The organism is Pseudomonas kitaguniensis (genome assembly GCF_049199985.1).
In the GTDB taxonomy this organism is placed as follows: domain Bacteria; phylum Pseudomonadota; class Gammaproteobacteria; order Pseudomonadales; family Pseudomonadaceae; genus Aquipseudomonas; species Aquipseudomonas kitaguniensis.
Genome location: NZ_JBLZPT010000012.1, coordinates 144,928 through 163,250, shown reverse-complemented (window position 1 = coordinate 163,250; position 18,323 = coordinate 144,928). Strand labels below are relative to the sequence as shown.

Annotated in this window: 16 protein-coding genes; 7 read left to right on the top strand and 9 right to left on the bottom strand. The window is 60.8% G+C overall.

Features of this window, described 5'->3' with window-relative positions; genetic code table 11:
• Positions 1-5: 5 nt before the first annotated feature.
• On the bottom strand, positions 6-626 hold the full coding sequence (locus tag ACOZK9_RS16715) for a hypothetical protein (protein WP_058413628.1): 621 nt from the start codon (positions 624-626) through the stop codon (positions 6-8).
• Between the two features lie 96 nt (positions 627-722).
• Between ACOZK9_RS16715 and ACOZK9_RS16710 the strand changes: the two genes are divergently transcribed.
• Positions 723-1,505: a class I SAM-dependent methyltransferase gene (locus ACOZK9_RS16710; RefSeq protein ID WP_421556214.1), complete on the top strand. Its 783-nt coding sequence runs from the start codon at positions 723-725 to the stop codon at positions 1,503-1,505.
• A 192-nt stretch (positions 1,506-1,697) separates the two neighbouring features.
• Here ACOZK9_RS16710 and ACOZK9_RS16705 read toward each other — a convergent pair whose 3' ends face one another.
• On the bottom strand, positions 1,698-2,333 hold the full coding sequence (locus tag ACOZK9_RS16705) for a TetR/AcrR family transcriptional regulator (RefSeq protein WP_421556213.1): 636 nt from the start codon (positions 2,331-2,333) through the stop codon (positions 1,698-1,700).
• 93 nt (positions 2,334-2,426) lie between these two features.
• On the opposite strand from ACOZK9_RS16705, the gene ACOZK9_RS16700 reads away from it, so the two are divergent.
• The 4 genes from ACOZK9_RS16700 to ACOZK9_RS16685 all read left to right on the top strand — a co-directional run bounded on the left by ACOZK9_RS16700 (position 2,427) and on the right by ACOZK9_RS16685 (position 7,630).
• Positions 2,427-3,527, top strand: a complete 1,101-nt coding sequence (locus ACOZK9_RS16700; protein WP_421556212.1) for an efflux RND transporter periplasmic adaptor subunit — start codon at positions 2,427-2,429, stop codon at positions 3,525-3,527.
• A gap of 6 nt (positions 3,528-3,533) precedes the next feature.
• Positions 3,534-6,599: an efflux RND transporter permease subunit gene (locus ACOZK9_RS16695; RefSeq protein ID WP_421556211.1), complete on the top strand. Its 3,066-nt coding sequence runs from the start codon at positions 3,534-3,536 to the stop codon at positions 6,597-6,599.
• 2 nt (positions 6,600-6,601) lie between these two features.
• A complete protein-coding gene (locus ACOZK9_RS16690; protein WP_421556210.1) occupies positions 6,602-7,195 on the top strand; it encodes a LysE family translocator in 594 nt (197 codons plus the stop codon).
• 144 nt (positions 7,196-7,339) lie between these two features.
• Positions 7,340-7,630 carry a hypothetical protein gene (locus ACOZK9_RS16685; protein ID WP_152748696.1) on the top strand — a complete coding sequence of 97 codons (291 nt, stop codon included), beginning with the start codon at positions 7,340-7,342 and terminating at the stop codon, positions 7,628-7,630.
• Between the two features lie 79 nt (positions 7,631-7,709).
• Here the strand turns inward: ACOZK9_RS16685 and ACOZK9_RS16680 are convergent, their stop codons facing one another.
• From ACOZK9_RS16680 to plsB, 3 genes are read right to left on the bottom strand one after another with little or no spacing between them, the layout of a single operon-like run.
• Positions 7,710-8,399, bottom strand: a complete 690-nt coding sequence (locus ACOZK9_RS16680) for a DUF4197 domain-containing protein (protein WP_122252087.1) — start codon at positions 8,397-8,399, stop codon at positions 7,710-7,712.
• A gap of 39 nt (positions 8,400-8,438) precedes the next feature.
• Complete coding sequence (locus tag ACOZK9_RS16675; protein ID WP_421556209.1) at positions 8,439-8,840, bottom strand: YbaY family lipoprotein; 402 nt, start codon at positions 8,838-8,840, stop codon at positions 8,439-8,441.
• 51 nt (positions 8,841-8,891) lie between these two features.
• On the bottom strand, positions 8,892-11,411 hold the full coding sequence (plsB, locus tag ACOZK9_RS16670; protein WP_421556208.1) for a glycerol-3-phosphate 1-O-acyltransferase PlsB: 2,520 nt from the start codon (positions 11,409-11,411) through the stop codon (positions 8,892-8,894).
• Positions 11,412-11,591: 180 nt separating this feature from the next.
• Between plsB and ACOZK9_RS16665 the strand changes: the two genes are divergently transcribed.
• Positions 11,592-11,801: a cold-shock protein gene (locus tag ACOZK9_RS16665; RefSeq protein ID WP_058413618.1), complete on the top strand. Its 210-nt coding sequence runs from the start codon at positions 11,592-11,594 to the stop codon at positions 11,799-11,801.
• A gap of 108 nt (positions 11,802-11,909) precedes the next feature.
• On the opposite strand, the gene ACOZK9_RS16660 is transcribed toward ACOZK9_RS16665, so the two are convergent.
• The 4 genes from ACOZK9_RS16660 to ACOZK9_RS16645 form a co-directional block, all read right to left on the bottom strand.
• Positions 11,910-12,287 (bottom strand): hypothetical protein, encoded by a 378-nt coding sequence (locus ACOZK9_RS16660; protein ID WP_058413617.1) that lies wholly within the window; start codon positions 12,285-12,287, stop codon positions 11,910-11,912.
• A gap of 54 nt (positions 12,288-12,341) precedes the next feature.
• Positions 12,342-13,151 (bottom strand): putative RNA methyltransferase, encoded by an 810-nt coding sequence (locus ACOZK9_RS16655; protein ID WP_152748693.1) that lies wholly within the window; start codon positions 13,149-13,151, stop codon positions 12,342-12,344.
• Positions 13,151-14,302, bottom strand: a complete 1,152-nt coding sequence (dapE, locus tag ACOZK9_RS16650) for a succinyl-diaminopimelate desuccinylase (RefSeq protein WP_058413615.1) — start codon at positions 14,300-14,302, stop codon at positions 13,151-13,153. Before dapE ends, ACOZK9_RS16655 begins: the two co-directional genes overlap by 1 nt.
• Positions 14,303-14,554: 252 nt before the next feature.
• Positions 14,555-17,146: a glycosyltransferase gene (locus ACOZK9_RS16645; protein WP_058413614.1), complete on the bottom strand. Its 2,592-nt coding sequence runs from the start codon at positions 17,144-17,146 to the stop codon at positions 14,555-14,557.
• Positions 17,147-17,364: 218 nt separating this feature from the next.
• Between ACOZK9_RS16645 and tcdA the strand changes: the two genes are divergently transcribed.
• Positions 17,365-18,174, top strand: a complete 810-nt coding sequence (gene tcdA, locus ACOZK9_RS16640; RefSeq protein WP_421556207.1) for a tRNA cyclic N6-threonylcarbamoyladenosine(37) synthase TcdA — start codon at positions 17,365-17,367, stop codon at positions 18,172-18,174.
• The last annotated feature ends 149 nt before the right edge of the window (positions 18,175-18,323 follow it).

The following is an 18,323-nucleotide window of genomic DNA, read 5'->3' as shown; positions in this document are numbered from 1 at the left end:
GGCGCTTAGGCGGCCAGGCGCAGGTTGTGGGCGATCAGTGGGCGCGCCCAGTGGGCGTCAAAATCCAGGGCCTTTTGTTGCGCCAGCAGTTCTTCGCTCGGGTAAGGCGTGGCCGGTGCGGGCAACAGGTCCAATTCAAATTCGGCAATCGGCAGGTGCAGGGCGCGCGGTGCGGGTGCCGGGCCAGGCTGCGGCAGCGGTTGGCCAGAGGTCAGCACGATGGGGCGAACCCAGCCGCTGTCGAAATTCTGCTGGCGTTGCTGGGCGATGATTTCTTCTGCGGGGAACGGCGTGGCAGCCGGCGGCAGCAACTCGGTGTCGAATTCGGCGATCGGCAGGAACAGCGGCTCAGGTGGCGCGACCTCGGTATCTTTTACGTCGCACTCACGCTGGGTAAGGATTTGCGTCAACAGGTCGGCGCCTTCGCTGGGTTCTACCGCCGGGTCAACCGGCGCAGGTGCATTGGCTGCGAGCGCACCCGGCGTAGCGCCGAGCTGCTCGGCCAAGGCCCGGGCGAAGAAGTCCTGCCACACATGACTCACCCCGGCCAGCGCTTGAGTATTGCGCAGGCCGTAATGGTTGTGGGTCGGCAGTACACCGATGGTTAGGGGAAGAATGTCTGACATTTTTTTCGGTCGACGCTCAGCTCTGGCAAAATACCTGACTGTTTTTTTTATCGGCCGCTTTTGGCCGATCCTTAATATTTTTGAGCGTAGCGATTGATGAGCGAACAACCAGCGGCCAGCCGCATTCGGGTCGAGGCCTTGGCCGAAGGTTTCCAGGCGCGCGCGCAACAGTGGGCCGACCAGCTTGGCCTGCCTTTGCAATTGGAGGCGGCCGAGTTTTCCCTGCAAGTCGGCGAGCACGGCCTGCAATTGCAGCAACTCGGGCCTGAGGCGCCCGGCCCGGTGCGCGTCGACTTTGTTGAAGGCGGCGCGGCGCACCGGCGTTTATACGGCGGAGGCAGCGGGCAGATGATCGCCAAAGCCGTCGGCATTGCCCAAGGCGTACGCCCACGCGTGCTGGACGCCACGGCGGGCATGGGCAAGGACGCCTTCGTGCTGGCCAGCCTGGGCTGCCAGATTAGCCTGATCGAGCGTCAGCCGTTGATCGGCGCGCTGCTCGAAGACGGCCTGGCACGCGCTGCCGAGGATTTTGAAGTGGCGCCGATCGTAGCGCGCATGCAGTTGCTCAAGGGCAACTCGATTGACGTGATGCTCAATTGGCAAGGCGAGCCGCCGCAGGTGATTTACCTGGACCCGATGTTCCCGCACCGTGAGAAAACCGCGCTGGTAAAGAAAGAAATGCGCCTGTTCCGTCCACTGGTGGGCGATGACCCGGACGCACCGGCGCTGTTGGCCGCCGCACTGGCCCTGGCCAGCCACCGCGTAGTGGTCAAACGCCCGCGCAAGGCGCCCTGCATCGACGGGCCGAAGCCGAGCCATGCGCTGGATGGCAAGTCCAGCCGGTATGACATCTATCCGAAGAAGGCGCTCAAACCCTGAGTCATCATGGGTCTGAGGCCTCGGCGCAGGCAAGCCGACTCCCTCTCTCAAGTTGATGTGGGAGGGGCTTGCTGCCGATGGCGGTGTGTCAGGTAAGTATTTTTAAACTGAACCACCGCGATCGCGAGCAAGCCCGCTCCCACATGAAGCAAACCTGCTGTTTACTCCAGGCCGGCTTTTGATTCAACGACTTCAGGTGCGGTAGCCGCGCATAAACAACCCCACCACATCCTGCACATGCGCCTCGGCGTCTGCCTCGCTCAACTGCCCGCCGCACCCATACAGCAAGCAAAAATTCGCCGTGCCCTTGAGCATGCAAAAGAAGTGCTCAGCCGCCTTGAACGGTGCGTCGATACTCAGCGCGCCGCTCTGGTTGATGCGGCTGAGCAGGCGCTCCATGCCCAGTAGCATGCGCATCGGCCCCGCGTCGAAGAAAATCTGCGAAAGCTTCACGTCCTGACTACCGGTGGTCATCATCAGGCGATGCAGGTTTACCGACTCCTCGCTGTTGATCAGGCGATGGAAGCCTCGCGCGATATTCAGCAACACCGTTTCGACCGGCATGCCCTCGGGCAGATCGAAATACATCACCGGCAACTGTTCCTCGCACGTCGCCACCACGGCAGCGGTAAACAACGTCTCCTTGTCGGTGAAGTGGCTGTAAACGGTGAGTTTCGACACGCCGGCCTCAAGCGCCACGGCGTCCATGCTGGTGCTCGCGTAGCCGTTGCTCAAAAACAGAATTTTCGCCGCTTCGAGGATTGCCTGGCGTTTTGCCATGTCCTTGGGGCGCCCGGGGCTGTTGGTGTTTACAGGATTGTCGGACATTTTTACCTTTAATACTGGACTGGCGAGTTTGGTATTAATAACATACTGGCCAGTATAATTATTCCAAGCACCCATTGCGAAAGGTCCTTCAGCATGCGCAGCACGTTCCTGCCCTTTGCGTTGCCTGTCAGCCTGGCTCTTTTTTTGGCTGCGTGCGGCCATGAAGAAGCGGCCCCGACCACCCTGCGCCCGGCCATGGTGGTGCAACCGCAGCCCACGGCGCAGGCGATGGACAGTTTTCCTGGCGAGGTACGTGCCCGTTACGAGCCGGACCTGGCCTTTCGCATTGGCGGTAAAGTCAGCAAACGCCTGGTGGAGGAGGGCGAACGGGTCAAGGCTAACCAGCCGCTGGCCGAACTCGACCCCCAGGACGTGCGCCTGCAACTGGAGGCCACCCGCGCCCAAGTCGCCGCCGCGCAGTCCAACTTGAGCCTGGTGCGCGCCGAACGTGACCGCTACAAGACCTTGATGGACCGTCAGATGGTCAGCCATTCGCAGTACGACAATGCTGAAAACCTCTACCGCTCAGGTGAAGCGCGCCTGAAGCAGATCAAGGCCGAGTTCGACGTGTCGAGCAATCAGGCGGGTTATGCCGTATTGCGTGCACCGCAAGACGGTGTGGTTGCCAAGCGCGCGGTGGAAGTCGGCCAAGTGGTGTCTGCCGGCCAAACCGTATTCACCCTCGCCACCGACGGTGAGCGAGAAGTGCTGATCAGCCTGCCCGAGCAAGGCTTCGGCCGGTTCAAGATTGGCCAACCGGTGTCGGTTGAGTTGTGGAGCCAGCCCGACCAGCGCTTTGCCGGGCGCATTCGTGAACTGTCACCCGCCGCCGATCCTAAATCGCGCACTTTCGCCGCGCGTGTCGCGTTCACTGGCGGCAAAGTCCCTGCCGAACTTGGCCAGAGTGCGCGTGTGTTCATTCAGGCTGAAGGCGTGATTGCGCTGTCGGTGCCGCTGTCGGCGCTGAGCGCGGAGAACGGTGCGTCCTACGTCTGGCGCGTGCAACCGGACAACACGCTGAAACGCACCCCGGTGCGCATCGGTGCCTTTGGCGAAAAAACCGTGCCGGTGCTGGAGGGCTTGGCTGCGACGGATTGGGTGATCGCGGCGGGCGTGCACGTACTCCATGAGGGCCAGCAAGTGCGCCCGGTGGATCGCGACAACCGCGTGGTGAATCTGGCGGCCAAGGAGTAATCCCTGATGCGTTTCAATCTTTCCGAATGGGCGTTGCGTAATCGCCAGATCGTACTGTTCCTGATGATCCTGCTGGCGGTGGTCGGTACTCTGTCCTACACCAAGCTGGGGCAAAGCGAAGACCCGCCGTTCACTTTCAAGGCCATGGTGATCAAAACCAACTGGCCCGGGGCCACGGCCCAAGAGGTGGCGCGCCAAGTCACCGAGCGTATCGAGAAAAAACTGATGGAGACCGGCGAGTACGAGCGCATTGTTTCGTTCTCGCGCCCCGGCGAATCGCAGGTCACCTTTATGGCCCGTGATTCGATGCACTCATCGCAAATTCCCGAGCTGTGGTACCAGGTGCGCAAGAAGGTCAGCGATATTCGCCAGACCTTGCCGCCGGACATACAGGGGCCGTTTTTCAACGATGAATTCGGCACCACGTTCGGCAACATCTACGCCCTGACAGGCGACGGTTTCGATTACGCCGTACTCAAGGACTACGCCGACCGCATCCAGATTCAACTGCAACGCGTACCGGATGTGGGCAAGGTTGAGCTACTCGGCCTACAGGACGAGAAGATCTGGATCGAGCTGTCCAACCTCAAACTCGCCACGCTCGGCCTGCCATTGGCGGCGGTGCAGCAGGCGTTGCAGGAGCAGAACGCCGTCTCTACGGCGGGCTTCTTTGAAACCCCGAGCGAGCGTGTGCAACTGCGTGTGTCGGGCAACTTCAAGACGGTTGAAGAAATCCGCAACTTCCCGATTCGCGTCGGTGACCGCACGTTCCGTATTGGCGACGTGGCCGAGATTCAGCGGGGTTTCAACGACCCCCCGGCACCGCGCATGCGTTACATGGGCGCGGACGCCATCGGCTTGGCGGTGGCGATGCGTGACGGCGGCGATATTCTGGTACTGGGCAAGGCGCTTGAAGCCGAATTCGCACGGTTGCAGAAGAACCTTCCGGCTGGCATGGAACTGCGCAAGGTGTCGGACCAACCGGCGGCGGTGAAAACCAGCGTCGGAGAATTCGTCCAGGTGCTGGCGGAGGCGTTGGCCATCGTGTTGCTGGTGAGTTTCTTCTCGCTCGGCATGCGCACTGGCATGGTGGTGGCCCTGGCGATTCCGCTGGTATTGGCGATGACCTTTGCCTGCATGTATTACCTCGGCATCGGGTTGCACAAAATTTCCCTCGGCGCACTGGTGCTGGCGTTGGGCCTGCTGGTGGATGACGCCATCATCGCCGTGGAAATGATGGCGATCAAAATGGAGCAGGGCTACGACCGGCTCAAGGCTGCCAGCTTCGCCTGGACCAGCACGGCGTTCCCGATGCTCACCGGCACATTGATTACGGCAGCGGGCTTTCTGCCGATTGCCACCGCGCAATCAAGCACCGGCGAATACACCCGCTCGATTTTTCAGGTGGTGACCATCGCACTGCTCGCCTCATGGGTTGCTGCCGTGGTGTTCGTGCCGTACCTGGGGGCAAAACTGCTGCCGGACCTGGCGAAAATTCATGCGGCCAAACATGGCGCTGACGGGCCTGATCCCTACGGCACACCCTTCTACCAGCGCGTAAGAGGTTTGGTCGAATGGTGCGTGCGCAGGCGCAAAACCGTGATCATCCTCACGCTGTTGTTGTTTATCGGCTCGGTCGCGCTGTTCCGTTTTGTGCCGCAACAGTTTTTCCCAGCCTCGGGTCGACTCGAGTTGATGGTCGACCTGAAACTGGCCGAGGGCGCTTCCCTTAGCAACACCGCCGAGCAGGTCAAACGCCTGGAGGCTTTGCTGCAGGAACACGCCGGCATCGACAACTATGTGGCTTACGTGGGCACCGGTTCGCCGCGCTTTTACCTGCCGCTGGACCAGCAACTGCCAGCGGTCAGCTTTGCGCAATTTGTGGTGTTGGCGAAGACCATCGAAGAGCGCGAAAGCCTGCGCACATGGTTGATCGAAACCCTTAACGAACAATTCCCCGCGCTGCGCTCGCGTGTCACGCGCCTCGAAAACGGCCCGCCCGTGGGTTACCCGGTGCAGTTTCGGGTGACCGGCGAGCACATCGAACAAGTCCGCGCCCTGGCGCGCAAAGTGGCGGCCAAAGTTCGCGAAAATACCCACGTGGTCAACGTGCACCTGGACTGGGAAGAGCCGAGCAAGATCGTCTACCTCAATATCGACCAGGACCGCGCCCGCGCACTCGGCGTGAGCACCGCCAACCTGTCGAAATTCCTGCAGCGTTCACTCACCGGGGCCACCGTCAGCCAATACCGCGAGGACAACGAGTTGATCGAAATCCTCATGCGCGGCACCGTGCATGAACGCACCGAATTGTCGCTGCTGCCCAGCCTGGCGGTGCCCACCGACAATGGCAAAAGCGTGGCGCTGTCGCAGATCGCCACCCTCGAATATGGTTTTGAAGAGGGCGTCATCTGGCACCGCAACCGCCTGCCGACCGTGACCGTGCGCGCCGACATCTACGGCAAGGAACAACCGGCGACGTTGGTGCAGCAAATTCTGCCGACCCTTGCCGACGTGCGCGCCGAACTGCCCGACGGCTACCTGATTGAAGTGGGCGGCACTGTCGAGGATTCCGCGCGTGGCCAGAACTCGGTCAAGGCCGGCGTGCCACTGTTTATCGTGGTGGTGCTGACGTTGCTGATGCTGCAACTGCGCAGCTTCTCGCGCACCGCCATGGTGTTTCTGACGGCACCGCTGGGCTTGATCGGCGTGACCTTGTTCCTGCTGCTGTTCCGCCAGCCGTTCGGCTTTGTCGCCATGCTCGGGACCATCGCGCTGTCAGGCATGATCATGCGTAACTCGGTGATCCTGGTGGACCAGATCGAACAAGACATCAATGCTGGCCTGCCGCAATGGCAGGCAATCATCGAAGCCACCGTCCGACGCTTCCGGCCGATTGTGCTGACAGCCCTCGCGGCGGTGCTGGCAATGATTCCGCTGTCACGCAGCGTGTTCTTCGGGCCGATGGCCGTGGCGATCATGGGCGGATTAATTGTCGCGACGGCGTTGACGCTATTGTTCCTGCCTGCGCTGTATGCTGCGTGGTTTCGAGTCAGGAAGGATGCCGCGTAATCATGCTGTCCACTGTTTTAGCACTAGCGTTGTTGCTACTCGCCCCCGGACCGACCAACACGCTACTGTTTCGCGCCGGGGTGCTGTTCGGGTACACGGCTTCTTGGAAGCTGGCGTTTATCGAGTGCCTGGCGTATCTGTTGCAGGTGTCGGTGTGGGGCGTGGCGTTGCTGTATCTGGCGGGGTATTCACCGTGGGCGCTGAAAGCTACGCAACTGGCGGCGGCCTGTTACCTGCTATATGTCTCGTTCACGCTCTGGCAACGCAACAACGCCAGCGTGGAGTCGAGCCACGATCGTTTCGGCGGCGTGTATTTCTTCTGGCTCACGGTGATGAACCCGAAAGGTCTGTTGATCGCTTCGTTTATCGCGCCGGTCGGCGCATTTGCCTCGCTACAGGGTTATGCCGGGTTTATGGCCACGCTGGCGTTGGTGGTGATACCGGTAGGGTCGGCCTGGATTGTGTTAGGCAGTCGGTTCGAAGGGGTTGAAAAGACGTGGCTTACGCCGTTGAAAATCAATCGGGCAACCTCCGTGGCCATCTGCTGTTTTGCCACGCTGATGCTGGGGCGACTGGCGGGCTCGGTTATTCACTGATTTACATGACGATGCAAACCGGCATCTCGGCATTTGGAACGTTAAGTTTTTTCACTCCACTCAGAATTGCCTGATGGACAGGCGCAGGTTTCGACTTCGCCATTTGGCGGTCGGACCTATTTCAATCAGTTTACGGAGTGTCAAATGTCGATTTTTTCTGCTATTGCGGCTTTTAAAGGTGCGTTTCTCGGCGCTTTGCTGGCCAATAAATTCTCTAACAGGGAATCTGAATACGCCGCGCCGCGGCAGCCTGAGTGTGGTGGTGGCGGTAGTTACCGTCCTCGCCCTGAGATATACCAAGCGAGTTTGGCGCAGGGCTGCCCACCCAAGCCGCATCATGGCGCACCGCACCGCACCGAACTGCACGCGCACCCGGTCCATGAGCATCAAGTGCACCATAGGCCGATGCACTCACTTTTTACGCTGAGCCGTTGAGACACTTAGCCTGAAACAACTGCGCCAAGGCCCGTTATCAGCGGCCTTGGCGCAGTAATAGAGTGCTTGCTGTGGCGGGTTACAACGCGCCGAACACCTTCTTTGCCAAGCTGGTGGCCGCAGCCGCCGGGTTCTTGCGAATGGTTTCTTCCTGTTGCGCGATCATCTTGAACAAGCCGTCCAGCGCCTGTTCGGTCACGTAACTTTCGACGTTGGCACTTTTGGCATCAACCGCGCCAAACGCGGCAGCCTTGCCGGCCAGTGCATTGTACTGTTGGGCAACGCCAACCTTGTCGGTGGCGGCCTTGACGATCGGCAGGAACTTGGCGCGAATTTCTTCACGGCTGCTTTTGTTCAGGTACTGGGTAGCCGAGTCCTGGCCACCGCTGAGGATGCCCTTGGCGTCGGTCACGCTCATGTTTTTCACCGCATTGACCAAGATCGGTTGCGCTTGGGTCACGGCGGTTTCAGCCGCCTTGTTCATGCTGGTTTCGAGTTGAGTGACCTGATCGCCCATGCCAAACATTTTCAGTTTGTCGGCGACTTTGCCGAGCTTGCCGGGCAGGCCGATTTTTACCTCGGGGTTGTTGCTGAAACCACCGGGAACCCCCAGTTGTTTCACGGCGATCTGTGCGCCTTGGGTGAGTGCATCTTTGAGCCCGCCGCTGGCGTCGCTTTGTGACAGGCTGCCAAGGTTCAAGGCCATGGCGTTGGCGCCGAGCAGCAGGCCGGCACACAAGGCAGTAAGGCGAAGGGAGTTACGGAGCATGAGCGCTTCCTTTTGATCTAACGTGTGGTCTGGAGAGCATCAGTGGGCGACCGCATCAACCCGCACGCGCAGCGGTTGAGGGTCTTGGCCGTTGAGTTGCACGGTATGCCGTTCGGTGGTGACAAACAGTAGCTTGCCCTCCCGTTCGATGCGAGCGCTCACCGAGTACGTGTGGCCCGGTTTGACCTGAGCGGGGTCGTAGCGCAGGTGAAACGCCAGTGGCACCTGCCCTTTGACCGGGCCGTTTTGTTGCGCCAGGGTCATGGCTGGGGCGTCCATCAGCGACACATCCAGCAAGCTGACACTCAACGTGGCGTCGGGCGGCAGCGCGCTGCGTTGCAGGTAGAACACTTCGCCATCAAGGTTGCCCCTGGGCGCAGGCGTCATCGATTGGCAGGCTCCGAGCAGGGCGGTCAGGCCCAGTAGAATGATTTTTTTCAACGTGCGGCTCCTTTTCAGCGGCGCCGGAATTTACCCGGCGCCTCGTTAAATCTAGCGGCTTTCTTGCGAAGTGAGCGGCTCAGGTTCGACCGGCGCCTCGACCGCGCCGTCGACGCGGTGCAAGGCGACTTGGCGGATCGACAGGCGAATATCCGCCGGCAGCACGCGTTTTGCCGCACCTTCAGCCAGTTCGCCAAGCATGTCGTGATAGCTCAACTTGCCCGCTTCGTCGCGGCGCAGCACATCTTGCTCCAGCAACGTCTGAATAAAATGTCGGAAAAGGCTTTTGTCGAAGAACTCCGGGGCATTCAGGCCATGCAGGATCGACAGGCGCTGGGCCATGATCGTGCACAGGTCTTCCAGTTCTTCGGCGCTGATGCTGTTGCGGCCGCTGTTGAGCAGCAGCGAGATCGCCATGTAAAAACGTTGCAGGGTCTGGGCGATGCTTTTGGACAGCAGCGTCAGCAGCACAAAGTGCCGTGAACTCGGGGCCGGGCGCAGGTACACCTGGTTTTCGAAGCGCAGCAGGCCTTGTTCGACGAAAGCCTCCAGCCATTGGTCGACCACCGCGTCCAACGCCTCCAGCGACCAGCGGATAAACAGCTCCGATTGCAGGTACGGGTACAGCGCGTGGGTATAGCGCAGGATCTGTTCGCGGCTCATCCGCGAGCTGCTTTGGAAGAAGCTCGCGAGCAACGCGGGCAGGGCGAAGATGTGTAGCACGTTGTTGCGATAGTAGGTCATCAGGACGGCGTTTGGCTCGTCCAGGTACAGAATCTTGCCCAAGGCGTCGCTCTGTTCCGACAGCAGGTCCATGTCCTTGACGTGTTTGATCAGCGCCAGGCCATCGCCTTCCGGCAAGGTGGTATGCGGCGAGTACGGCACGCGGCGCAGCAGCGCCAGGTACAGGTCCAACTGGCGCGCCATGGCCTGTTCATCCAGCGCCAGCCGCGTGGTGGAGAGCAGCGCCAGGGCCACCAGGTTAACCGGGTTCACCGCGGCGGCTTCGTTCAGGTGGCGCGCCACCTGCTCGCTGAGCCGATGCGTGGTTTGGTTGAGCCACGCAGGTTTATAGTTCGGGCCAAGCTCTTGGGTGCGCCAATCGGGTTGCTCGGCATCCAGGAACTCGGCCAGCTTGATCGGCTCGCCGAAGTTGACGGCGACTTGGCCAAAGCGCTGCTTGAGCGCGCCGACCACTTTGAAAATATCGAAAATCGACTCTTTTTTCTTGCTCGCGCCGCGCAGCTCGCCGAGGTAGGTACGGCCTTCCAGCACGCGCTCATAGCCGATGTACACCGGCACGAAGACGATCGGCATGCGCGATGAGCGCAAGAAACTGCGCAAGGTGATCGCCAGCATCCCGGTTTTGGGTTGCAGCATGCGCCCGGTACGTGAGCGCCCGCCTTCAACGAAGTACTCCACCGGGAAGCCCTTGGTGAACAGGGTGTGCAGGTATTCGTTGAACACCGAGGTGTACAGCGGGTTGCCCTTGAAGGTGCGGCGCATGAAAAACGCACCGCCACGGCGCAGCAGCCTGCCGATCACCGGCATGTTCAGGTTGATGCCGGCGGCGATATGCGGCGGCGTCAGGCCGTTTTTGAAGAGTAAATAGGACAGCAGCAGGTAGTCGATATGGCTGCGGTGGCAAGGTACGTAAATCACCTCGTAACCCTGGGCGACCTGTTGCACGCCTTCGATGTTGTTGACCTTGATGCCGTCGTAGATCTTGTTCCAGAACCAGCTCAGCACCACTTCAAGGAAACGGATCGCGGTGTAGGTGTAGTCCGAGGCGATCTCGTTGCCGTAGCGCAGGGCCTGGGCCTTGGCTTTTTCCGGGGTGATTTTCTCGCGTTCGGCCTCTTCCAGGATGGCCTGGCGCACCAGCGGCATGTTGACCAAGCCTTTCACCAGGTTACGGCGGTGCGACAGGTCGGGGCCGATCACTGCGGTCTTCAGGTTACGAAAGTGCACACGAAGGATGCGTTGGGCCATGCGCACTGTCCGTTCGTGACCTTTATTGTGCTCGATCAATTCACGCAGGTTGATAGGCGCGGAGAATTGCACGCGCGTCTTGCGACCCAAAATCAGAATGCTCAGCAACCGGCGCAGGCGCCCGGTCACGGCCCAGCTGTCGGCAAACAGCAGTTTCCACGGGCTGGACTCGCTTTCGGGCGACTGCCCCCAGAACACGCTGACGGGAATGATTTGTGCATTCTCTTCGGCGTGCTCGGTCAGGGTGTTGACCAGGCGGGTCAGGGTTGGCGGCGCGCCGCGCTTGTCTTGGCGGCCTAGCCAGTCCGGCTCGGGCGTGAGGTAAAAGAACGCCGCAGGTTCCATCAGCGGGCCCACCGATACCGGCAGCACCGGGCGCGGCAGGCCGGCCTTGGTGCACTCTTTATCGACCACCGACAATTCGCTGAGGGAGGGTGATTGCAGCACATAAAACACCGGCCGGCTGCGGTCCAGGTTAAGGGTGAGGGACGACTGGTTGATGGTCTCCGACCGAACCCAGAGGTACAACAGTCGGCGCAAGGTGCCAAACACCAGACGGCGGAACGGAGAGCGGGTCATAGGCGTGCTGCTTGAAGTGGAAAAAACCGAGCAGGCGCTCGGGCGGGTAGTGTGCCGTATTCGCCGAAAATCGGCAAAAAAGCGGCGATATAAACTTGAGTTGATGGTTTTTGAGCCTGTCTTATACTCGGCAGTTCAATGCGAGCGACTCAACAATAAAAAGCATGTGGGAGTAAAAAAATGGCAACGCGCGAAATCGGCAATGTGAAGTGGTTCAACGATGCAAAAGGCTATGGGTTTATTCAACGCGAAGACGGCAAGGATGTGTTTGTGCACTACCGCGCCATTCGCGGTGATGGCCACCGTTCGTTGGCCGAAGGCCAGCAGGTGGAGTACGCCGTGGTAACCGGCGAGAAGGGGTTACAGGCCGAGGATGTGGTCGGCCTCTAACCGCAGGGCAAGCGGCAGCGGCAGCGGCAAGCTGCAAGCTTCAAGCTGCAAGTGGCAGGCTTCAAGCGCTCTTGCTTGCCGCTTGAAGCTTGCCGCTTGCCGCTGTTTTCAAGCCGTTTTCCAGGTGATCTGCTCTTCACCGTCTGCGCTGATGCGAATCCAGGTGTCGGCACTTTCTTCGCCTTCTTCCTCAACCCAACTGCCCGGTGCACAACGTACTTCGACGTTCAGCGCGGCAAACGCGGCGCGGGCACAGGCAATGTCGTCGTCCCACGGGGTCTGGTCGCTTTCCAGGTACAGGCTGTTCCATTTGCCCACGGCTTTAGGCAGCCAAGTCACCGGTACGCTGCCGGCCTTGCACTTGTAGGTCTGGCCTCGCTGGACCCAGTCGGTGCACGGGCCCAGGGCGGCGCCTAGCCAGGCGGCGATGGCCTTGTAGTCGACGTCGGCGTCTTTCAGGTAAATCTCAATATCAGGTTGGCGCATGGATGTTCCTCGTTGCGGGATTCGAAAATCCATTCGCGGATGCATAAAAGTCGGTTATTGAAGCACGAAATAATCGTAGCGCATCGACACCGTGACCTGCAGCGGCTCGGCCGCTTCGATCACCTCGTTACGGCGTTCGGCGCTGGCACGCCAGCCGTGGGGCGTCATGGCCAGCAGGTTGGCGCGGTCTTTGGGTTCAGCCAGGCTCAGCGTGAACTCAAGGGTTTCGCTGTGCGCCAGGCTCATGCCGTCCGGCACCAGCGCCAAGTGCTTGTCGTCGGTGTACTCGCGCACTTCGTCGTACAGGCGCTCGCGCAATTGCATCAGGTGGCCGGCAGTGGGGCCGACCTTCATCAAGCCGCCGCCGGGGCTGAGCAGGCGTTTGGCCTCATCCCAGTCCAGCGGGCTGAACACACTGGCGAGGAACTGGCAGCTCGCATCGGCCAGCGGTACACGCGCCATACTGGCGATCAACCAGGTCAGCGCCGGGTTGCGTTTGCACGCGCGCTTGACCGCTTCTTTGGAAATGTCCAGCGCGTAGCCGTCGGCGTGGGGCAGGGCATCGGCAATTTGCGCGGTGTAATAGCCCTCGCCGCAACCGATGTCTACCCAGCGTTGTGGCGCGCGCTCGGCAGCCAGCTCGGCCAGGCGCTTGGCCACAGGCGCGTAGTGCCCGGCGTTGAGGAAGTTGCGGCGCGCCTCGACCATCGCGAGGTTATCGCCTGGGTCGCGGCTGTTTTTGTGCTGCACCGGCAACAGGTTCAGGTAGCCCTGGCGGGCCCGGTCGAAACGGTGCCCGGCCGGGCATGCGACGCCATTCTCGACGGCGTTGAGGGGGGCACTGCAAAGAGGGCAAGCGAGCATCAGGCGAGCAACTTGATCAGGGTCTGGTAATAGATTTCGGTGAGCACATCGAGGTCGCTGGCCAGGATGCGTTCGTTAACCTGGTGAATCGTCGCGTTGACCGGGCCCAGCTCCACCACTTGGGTGCCGAGGGTGGCAATGAAACGCCCATCCGACGTGCCGCCGCTGGTGGAGGCTTTGGTGTCACGGCCGGTGATCGCTTTGATGCTGGCCGACACCGCATCCAGCAGCGCGCCCGGTTCGGTGAGGAACGGCAAGCCCGACAACGCCCATTCTACGTGCCAGTCCAGGCCGTGCTTGTCGAGGATTGCCGCAACGCGCTGTTGCAGGGCTTCAACGGTGGACTCGGTGGAGAAACGGAAGTTGAACACTGCCGTCAGGTCACCGGGGATCACGTTGGTGGCGCCGGTGCCGGAGTTGAGGTTGGAGATCTGGAAACTGGTCGGCGGGAAGAACGTGTTGCCGTCATCCCAATGCTCGGCGGCGAGTTCCGCCAGGGCGGGTGCGGCCAGGTGAATCGGGTTCTTCGCCAGGTGCGGGTAGGCCACGTGGCCTTGTACGCCGCGCACCGTGAGGGTAGCGCCGAGCGAGCCGCGACGACCGTTCTTGACCACGTCGCCGACCAGCGCAGTACTCGACGGTTCGCCGACGATGCACCAGTCGAGGCGCTCTTTACGGGCTGCCAGACGCTCGATCACGGCCTTGGTGCCGTGGTGGGCCGGGCCTTCTTCATCGCTGGTGATCAGGAAGGCCACCGAACCCTTGTGGTCCGGGTAGTCGCCGACGAAACGCTCGGCTGCCACCAGCATCGCCGCCAGGCTGCCTTTCATGTCTGCTGCGCCACGCCCGCAGAGCATGCCGTTGTCGTCGATCAGCGCGTCGAACGGGTCGTTCTGCCAAGCCTGCACCGGGCCGGTTGGCACCACGTCAGTGTGGCCGGCAAAGCACAGCACCGGGCCAGCGTGCTTGCCATGGGTGGCCCAGAAGTTGTCCACATCTTCGATGCGCATTGGCTCAAGCGCAAAACCGGCGTCGCCCAGGCGCTGCATCATCAGCTTCTGGCAGTCGGCGTCGATCGGCGTCACCGAGGGGCGACGGATCAGGTCGATGGCGAGTTGAAGGGTCGGCGAAAGGTCGGCATGGGCCGTCATGGGGAAACTCCGGAAGCGTGTGATGGGCGCAGGACGAATATGGAATACACAACCTGAATGGGCGCAGATTCAATGTGGGAGCTGGCTTGCCTGCGATGCAGACGCCGCGATCTGGCAGGTACGCCGCGGCGATGCCATCGCAGGCAAGCCAGCTCCCACAGAAAGCAGGGCTAGGCCAAGTCTTGCAAAACGGCCGTTATCTTATAGCAAAACGGCGGCCAGAGGCCGCCGTTTAGTGCATTGCGCAAGTTTTTACACGGCCGTTACCGGCTCAGCCTTCGCTGCAGGTTTTGGCAGCGACGAGAGGAACGCCATGATCAACGCCGCCACGTACGGCAGCGATTGCACCAGCAGCATCACCACCCAGAAGCGCATGTCATTGCTCGGCAGGCCTTGCACCAGGTAAATCCCCAGCGCCGCGCCCCACAACAGCAGCATGATGAACATTTCTTCGCGGGCTTCGGAAATCGCGACCCAGAAGCCGTGGTTATCCGCATTTTTCGGTGTACGAAAGAACGGAATACTGGTGGTGAAGAAGCCATACAGCACCGCTTTCGCGATGGTGTGCGACAACGCCAGCCCGGCCAGTGCTGCGCAGAACGCGTCCTTAAGGTTCACGCCCATCGCACGACGGTAGAGGAAGATGATCTTGCCCACCTTGAACACGAACAACGCCAGCGGCGGAATCGCGAAAATCAGCAGCGGCGGGTCGACACGGGTGGGCACGATGATCATTGCCGCCGACCACAGCAGGGCGCCGACGGTGAAGAAAATGTTCATGCCATCCGCCACCCACGGCAGCCAGCCCGCGAGGAAGTGATAGCGCTGGCCACGGGTCAACTCGGTGCCCTTGCCGCGCAGCAGGCTTGCGGTGTGACGCTTGATGATCTGAATCGCGCCATAGGCCCAGCGGAAACGCTGTTTCTTGAAGTCGATAAAGGTATCCGGCATCAGGCCCTTGCCGTAGCTGTCGTGGTAATACGCCGCCGACAAGCCTTTCTCGAACACACGCAGGCCAAGTTCGGCGTCTTCGCAGATGCACCAGTCAGCCCAACCGAGTTCTTCAAGCACCGAGCGACGGGTCATGGTCATGGTGCCGTGCTGGATAATCGCGTCGCGGTCGTTACGCGTGACCATGCCGATATGGAAGAAGCCTTTGTATTCCGCGTAGCAGAGCTTCTTGAAGGTGCTTTCGTTCTGGTCGCGGTAATCCTGCGGCGACTGCACCACGGCGATTTTCGGGTCGGCGAAGTGCGGCACCATGTGCTTGAGCCAGTTCGGCGACACGCAGTAGTCCGAGTCGATCACCGCGATCACTTCGGCGTCCTTGGCGGTGTGCGGAATCAGGTAGTTCAGCGCGCCGCCCTTGAAACCGGCCAGCGGCGCGACGTGGAAGAACTTGAAGCGCGGGCCGAGGGTTTCGCAGTAGTCGCGCACCGGTTCCCACACCGCCGGGTCTTTGGTGTTGTTGTCGATGATCAGGACTTCGAAGTCCGGGTAATCGAGGGCGGCCAGGGCGTCGAGGGTCTGTTTGACCATCTCCGGCGGCTCGTTGTAGCACGGCACATGAATCGACACTTTCGGGCGGTAGTGCGAATCGCCTTCCACCGGCAGGAATTCGCGCCGGCGCTTGTGGGTCCACACCGCTTCCGCCAGTTCGTGGGCTTCGGTCAGCAATACGATAAACACGCCGAGGGCGCCGAGTGCCAGCAAGAAACCAACGGTGAGGCTAAACCAGGTGCTGTATTGCTGGCTGTAGTCGTAGCCGATCCACACCAACACCGACCCGCACAGGAACGCGATAAAGGTCAGGAAGGTACGGCCACGCTGGCGCAGGGCCGAGCCGTCGATCATCAGCAAGGTCAGCGACAGCAGCGCAAGCACCACCGAGCCGATGGCCAGCACGCGCCACTGCGGAATCGCGACCACCGGGCCTTCAAAGTTGAATTTTTGCTGGCGCGCGGCGTTGTACACGCCCCAATAAGCGCCGGCCGAGCCTTCGTCACTGACTTTCCACGGCTGATCGAAGGCCTCGATCACGAAGTAGTTGTAACCCTGGCGGTTGAGCTTGTTGACCAGCGTGCGCAGGTAAATGGCCTGGTCGGCGGGGGAGGTTTCATTACCACCGCGCATGCGTCCGTTACTCGGCCAGCCAACTTCCGACAGCAGCAACGGCTTTTTTGGGAAGAGTTTTTTCAGATCCCGGGCACGGTCGAGTACGTATTGGCCAGCCTTGTCCATCGGGATAAATTCCCAGAACGGCAGGATGTGCGCGGCAATCAGGTCGACGTGCTTGGCCAGTTGTGGGTACTTTTCCCAGATGTGCCATTGCTCGGAGGTGGTCACCGGCACTTTCACGGCGGCGCGCACCCGGTCGAGCAGCACGATCAGCGCTTCAGGGGTGATTTCTTCACGGAACAACGCTTCGTTGCCGACCACCACCCGCACAACGCTGCGCGAGCTATTGGCCAGCTCGATGGCACGCTGGATCTCGCGCTCGTTGCGTTCAAGGTCCGGGCTGATCCAGATCCCCAGCGTTACGCGCAGGCCGAACTCTTCCGCCAGCTTGGGGATGTCTTGCAAGGTGCCGTCGACCGAATAAGTACGGATGTTGTCCGTCAGCTTGCTCATGATCGCAAGGTCTTGACGCATCTGGTCGTCGCTGGGGTACTGGTCTTTCTGCGGGTATTGGCCTTGCTGGAACGGCGAGTAGGAAAACCCGGAGATCTGCTCAGGCCAGTTAGGGGTGGTAACCGGGCGGTTGATCAGCGCCCAGAAGCCGGTGAACAGCGCAGCAATTGCCAGCACCACCACCAGGTTGAGTCCAAATTTACGCGATGCCATAGCTGTTTCGGGTTCCAAAGGGTGTGGAACGAAAAGAGGTGCCGGCCTGCGCCGAACGGCGCGCATCCTACACCGGCGCTTCCATGAGCGTACAGCAGGCCAGGAAAAACCGCACATTGGGCAGCGAAAGTTCATCTAAGTTCTTAACTTGTAGCGTGTAGCTTAAAACTTGTGGCCGCGTAGCCCTATAATGCGCGCCGGTTTTTGGGGTAATGGTCATGAGCACAGAAGATCCGCGATTTGCAGGCGTTGCCCGCTTGTATGGCATTGAAGGCCTGGAACGCTTGAAAGCGGCCCACGTGGCGATCGTCGGCGTCGGCGGCGTGGGCTCTTGGGCGGCGGAAGCCATCGCCCGTTGCGGGGTGGGCGAGATTTCGCTGTTTGACCTGGACGATGTCTGCGTGAGTAACAGCAACCGTCAGTTGCACGCGCTGGACAGCACCGTGGGCAAGCCCAAGGTCGAAGTGATGGCTGAGCGCTTGCGCGGCATCAACCCCGATTGCACGGTGCATGCGGTGGCGGATTTTGTGACCCGCGACACCATGGCCGAGTACATCACGCCGAACATCGATTGCGTGATCGACTGCATCGACGCCGTTAACGCCAAGGCCGCGCTGATTGCCTGGTGCAAGCGCCGCAAGATTCAGATTATTACCACCGGCGGTGCGGGTGGGCAGATCGACCCGACGTTGATCCAGGTGTGTGATCTGAACCGCACCTTCAACGACCCGCTGGCGTCGAAAGTGCGCTCTACGTTGCGCCGTGACTACGGTTTTTCGCGCACTGTGACGCGGCATTACAGCGTGCCGTGTGTGTTTTCGACCGAGCAACTGCGTTACCCCAAGCCGGACGGCAGCATCTGTTTGCAGAAGAGCTTTGTGGGGGACGGGGTGAAGCTGGACTGCGCGGGTGGGTTTGGCGCGGTGATGATGGTGACGGCGACCTTTGGCATGGTGGCGGCGACTAAAGCCGTGGACAAGATTGTGGCTGGGGTGCGCAGGCCTTCGGAGCGGGTTAAAACCGTTTAGACCGACATGGGGACGTGCCGCCGCGGCACAGCAGACGACCTGAGTGGTTGAAGCGGATCAAACGCGCTTTTGTGGGAGCGGGCTTGCTCGCGATGGCGGCGTGTCAGTTGAAAAATACTTATTTGGCACACCGCAATCGCGAGCAAGCC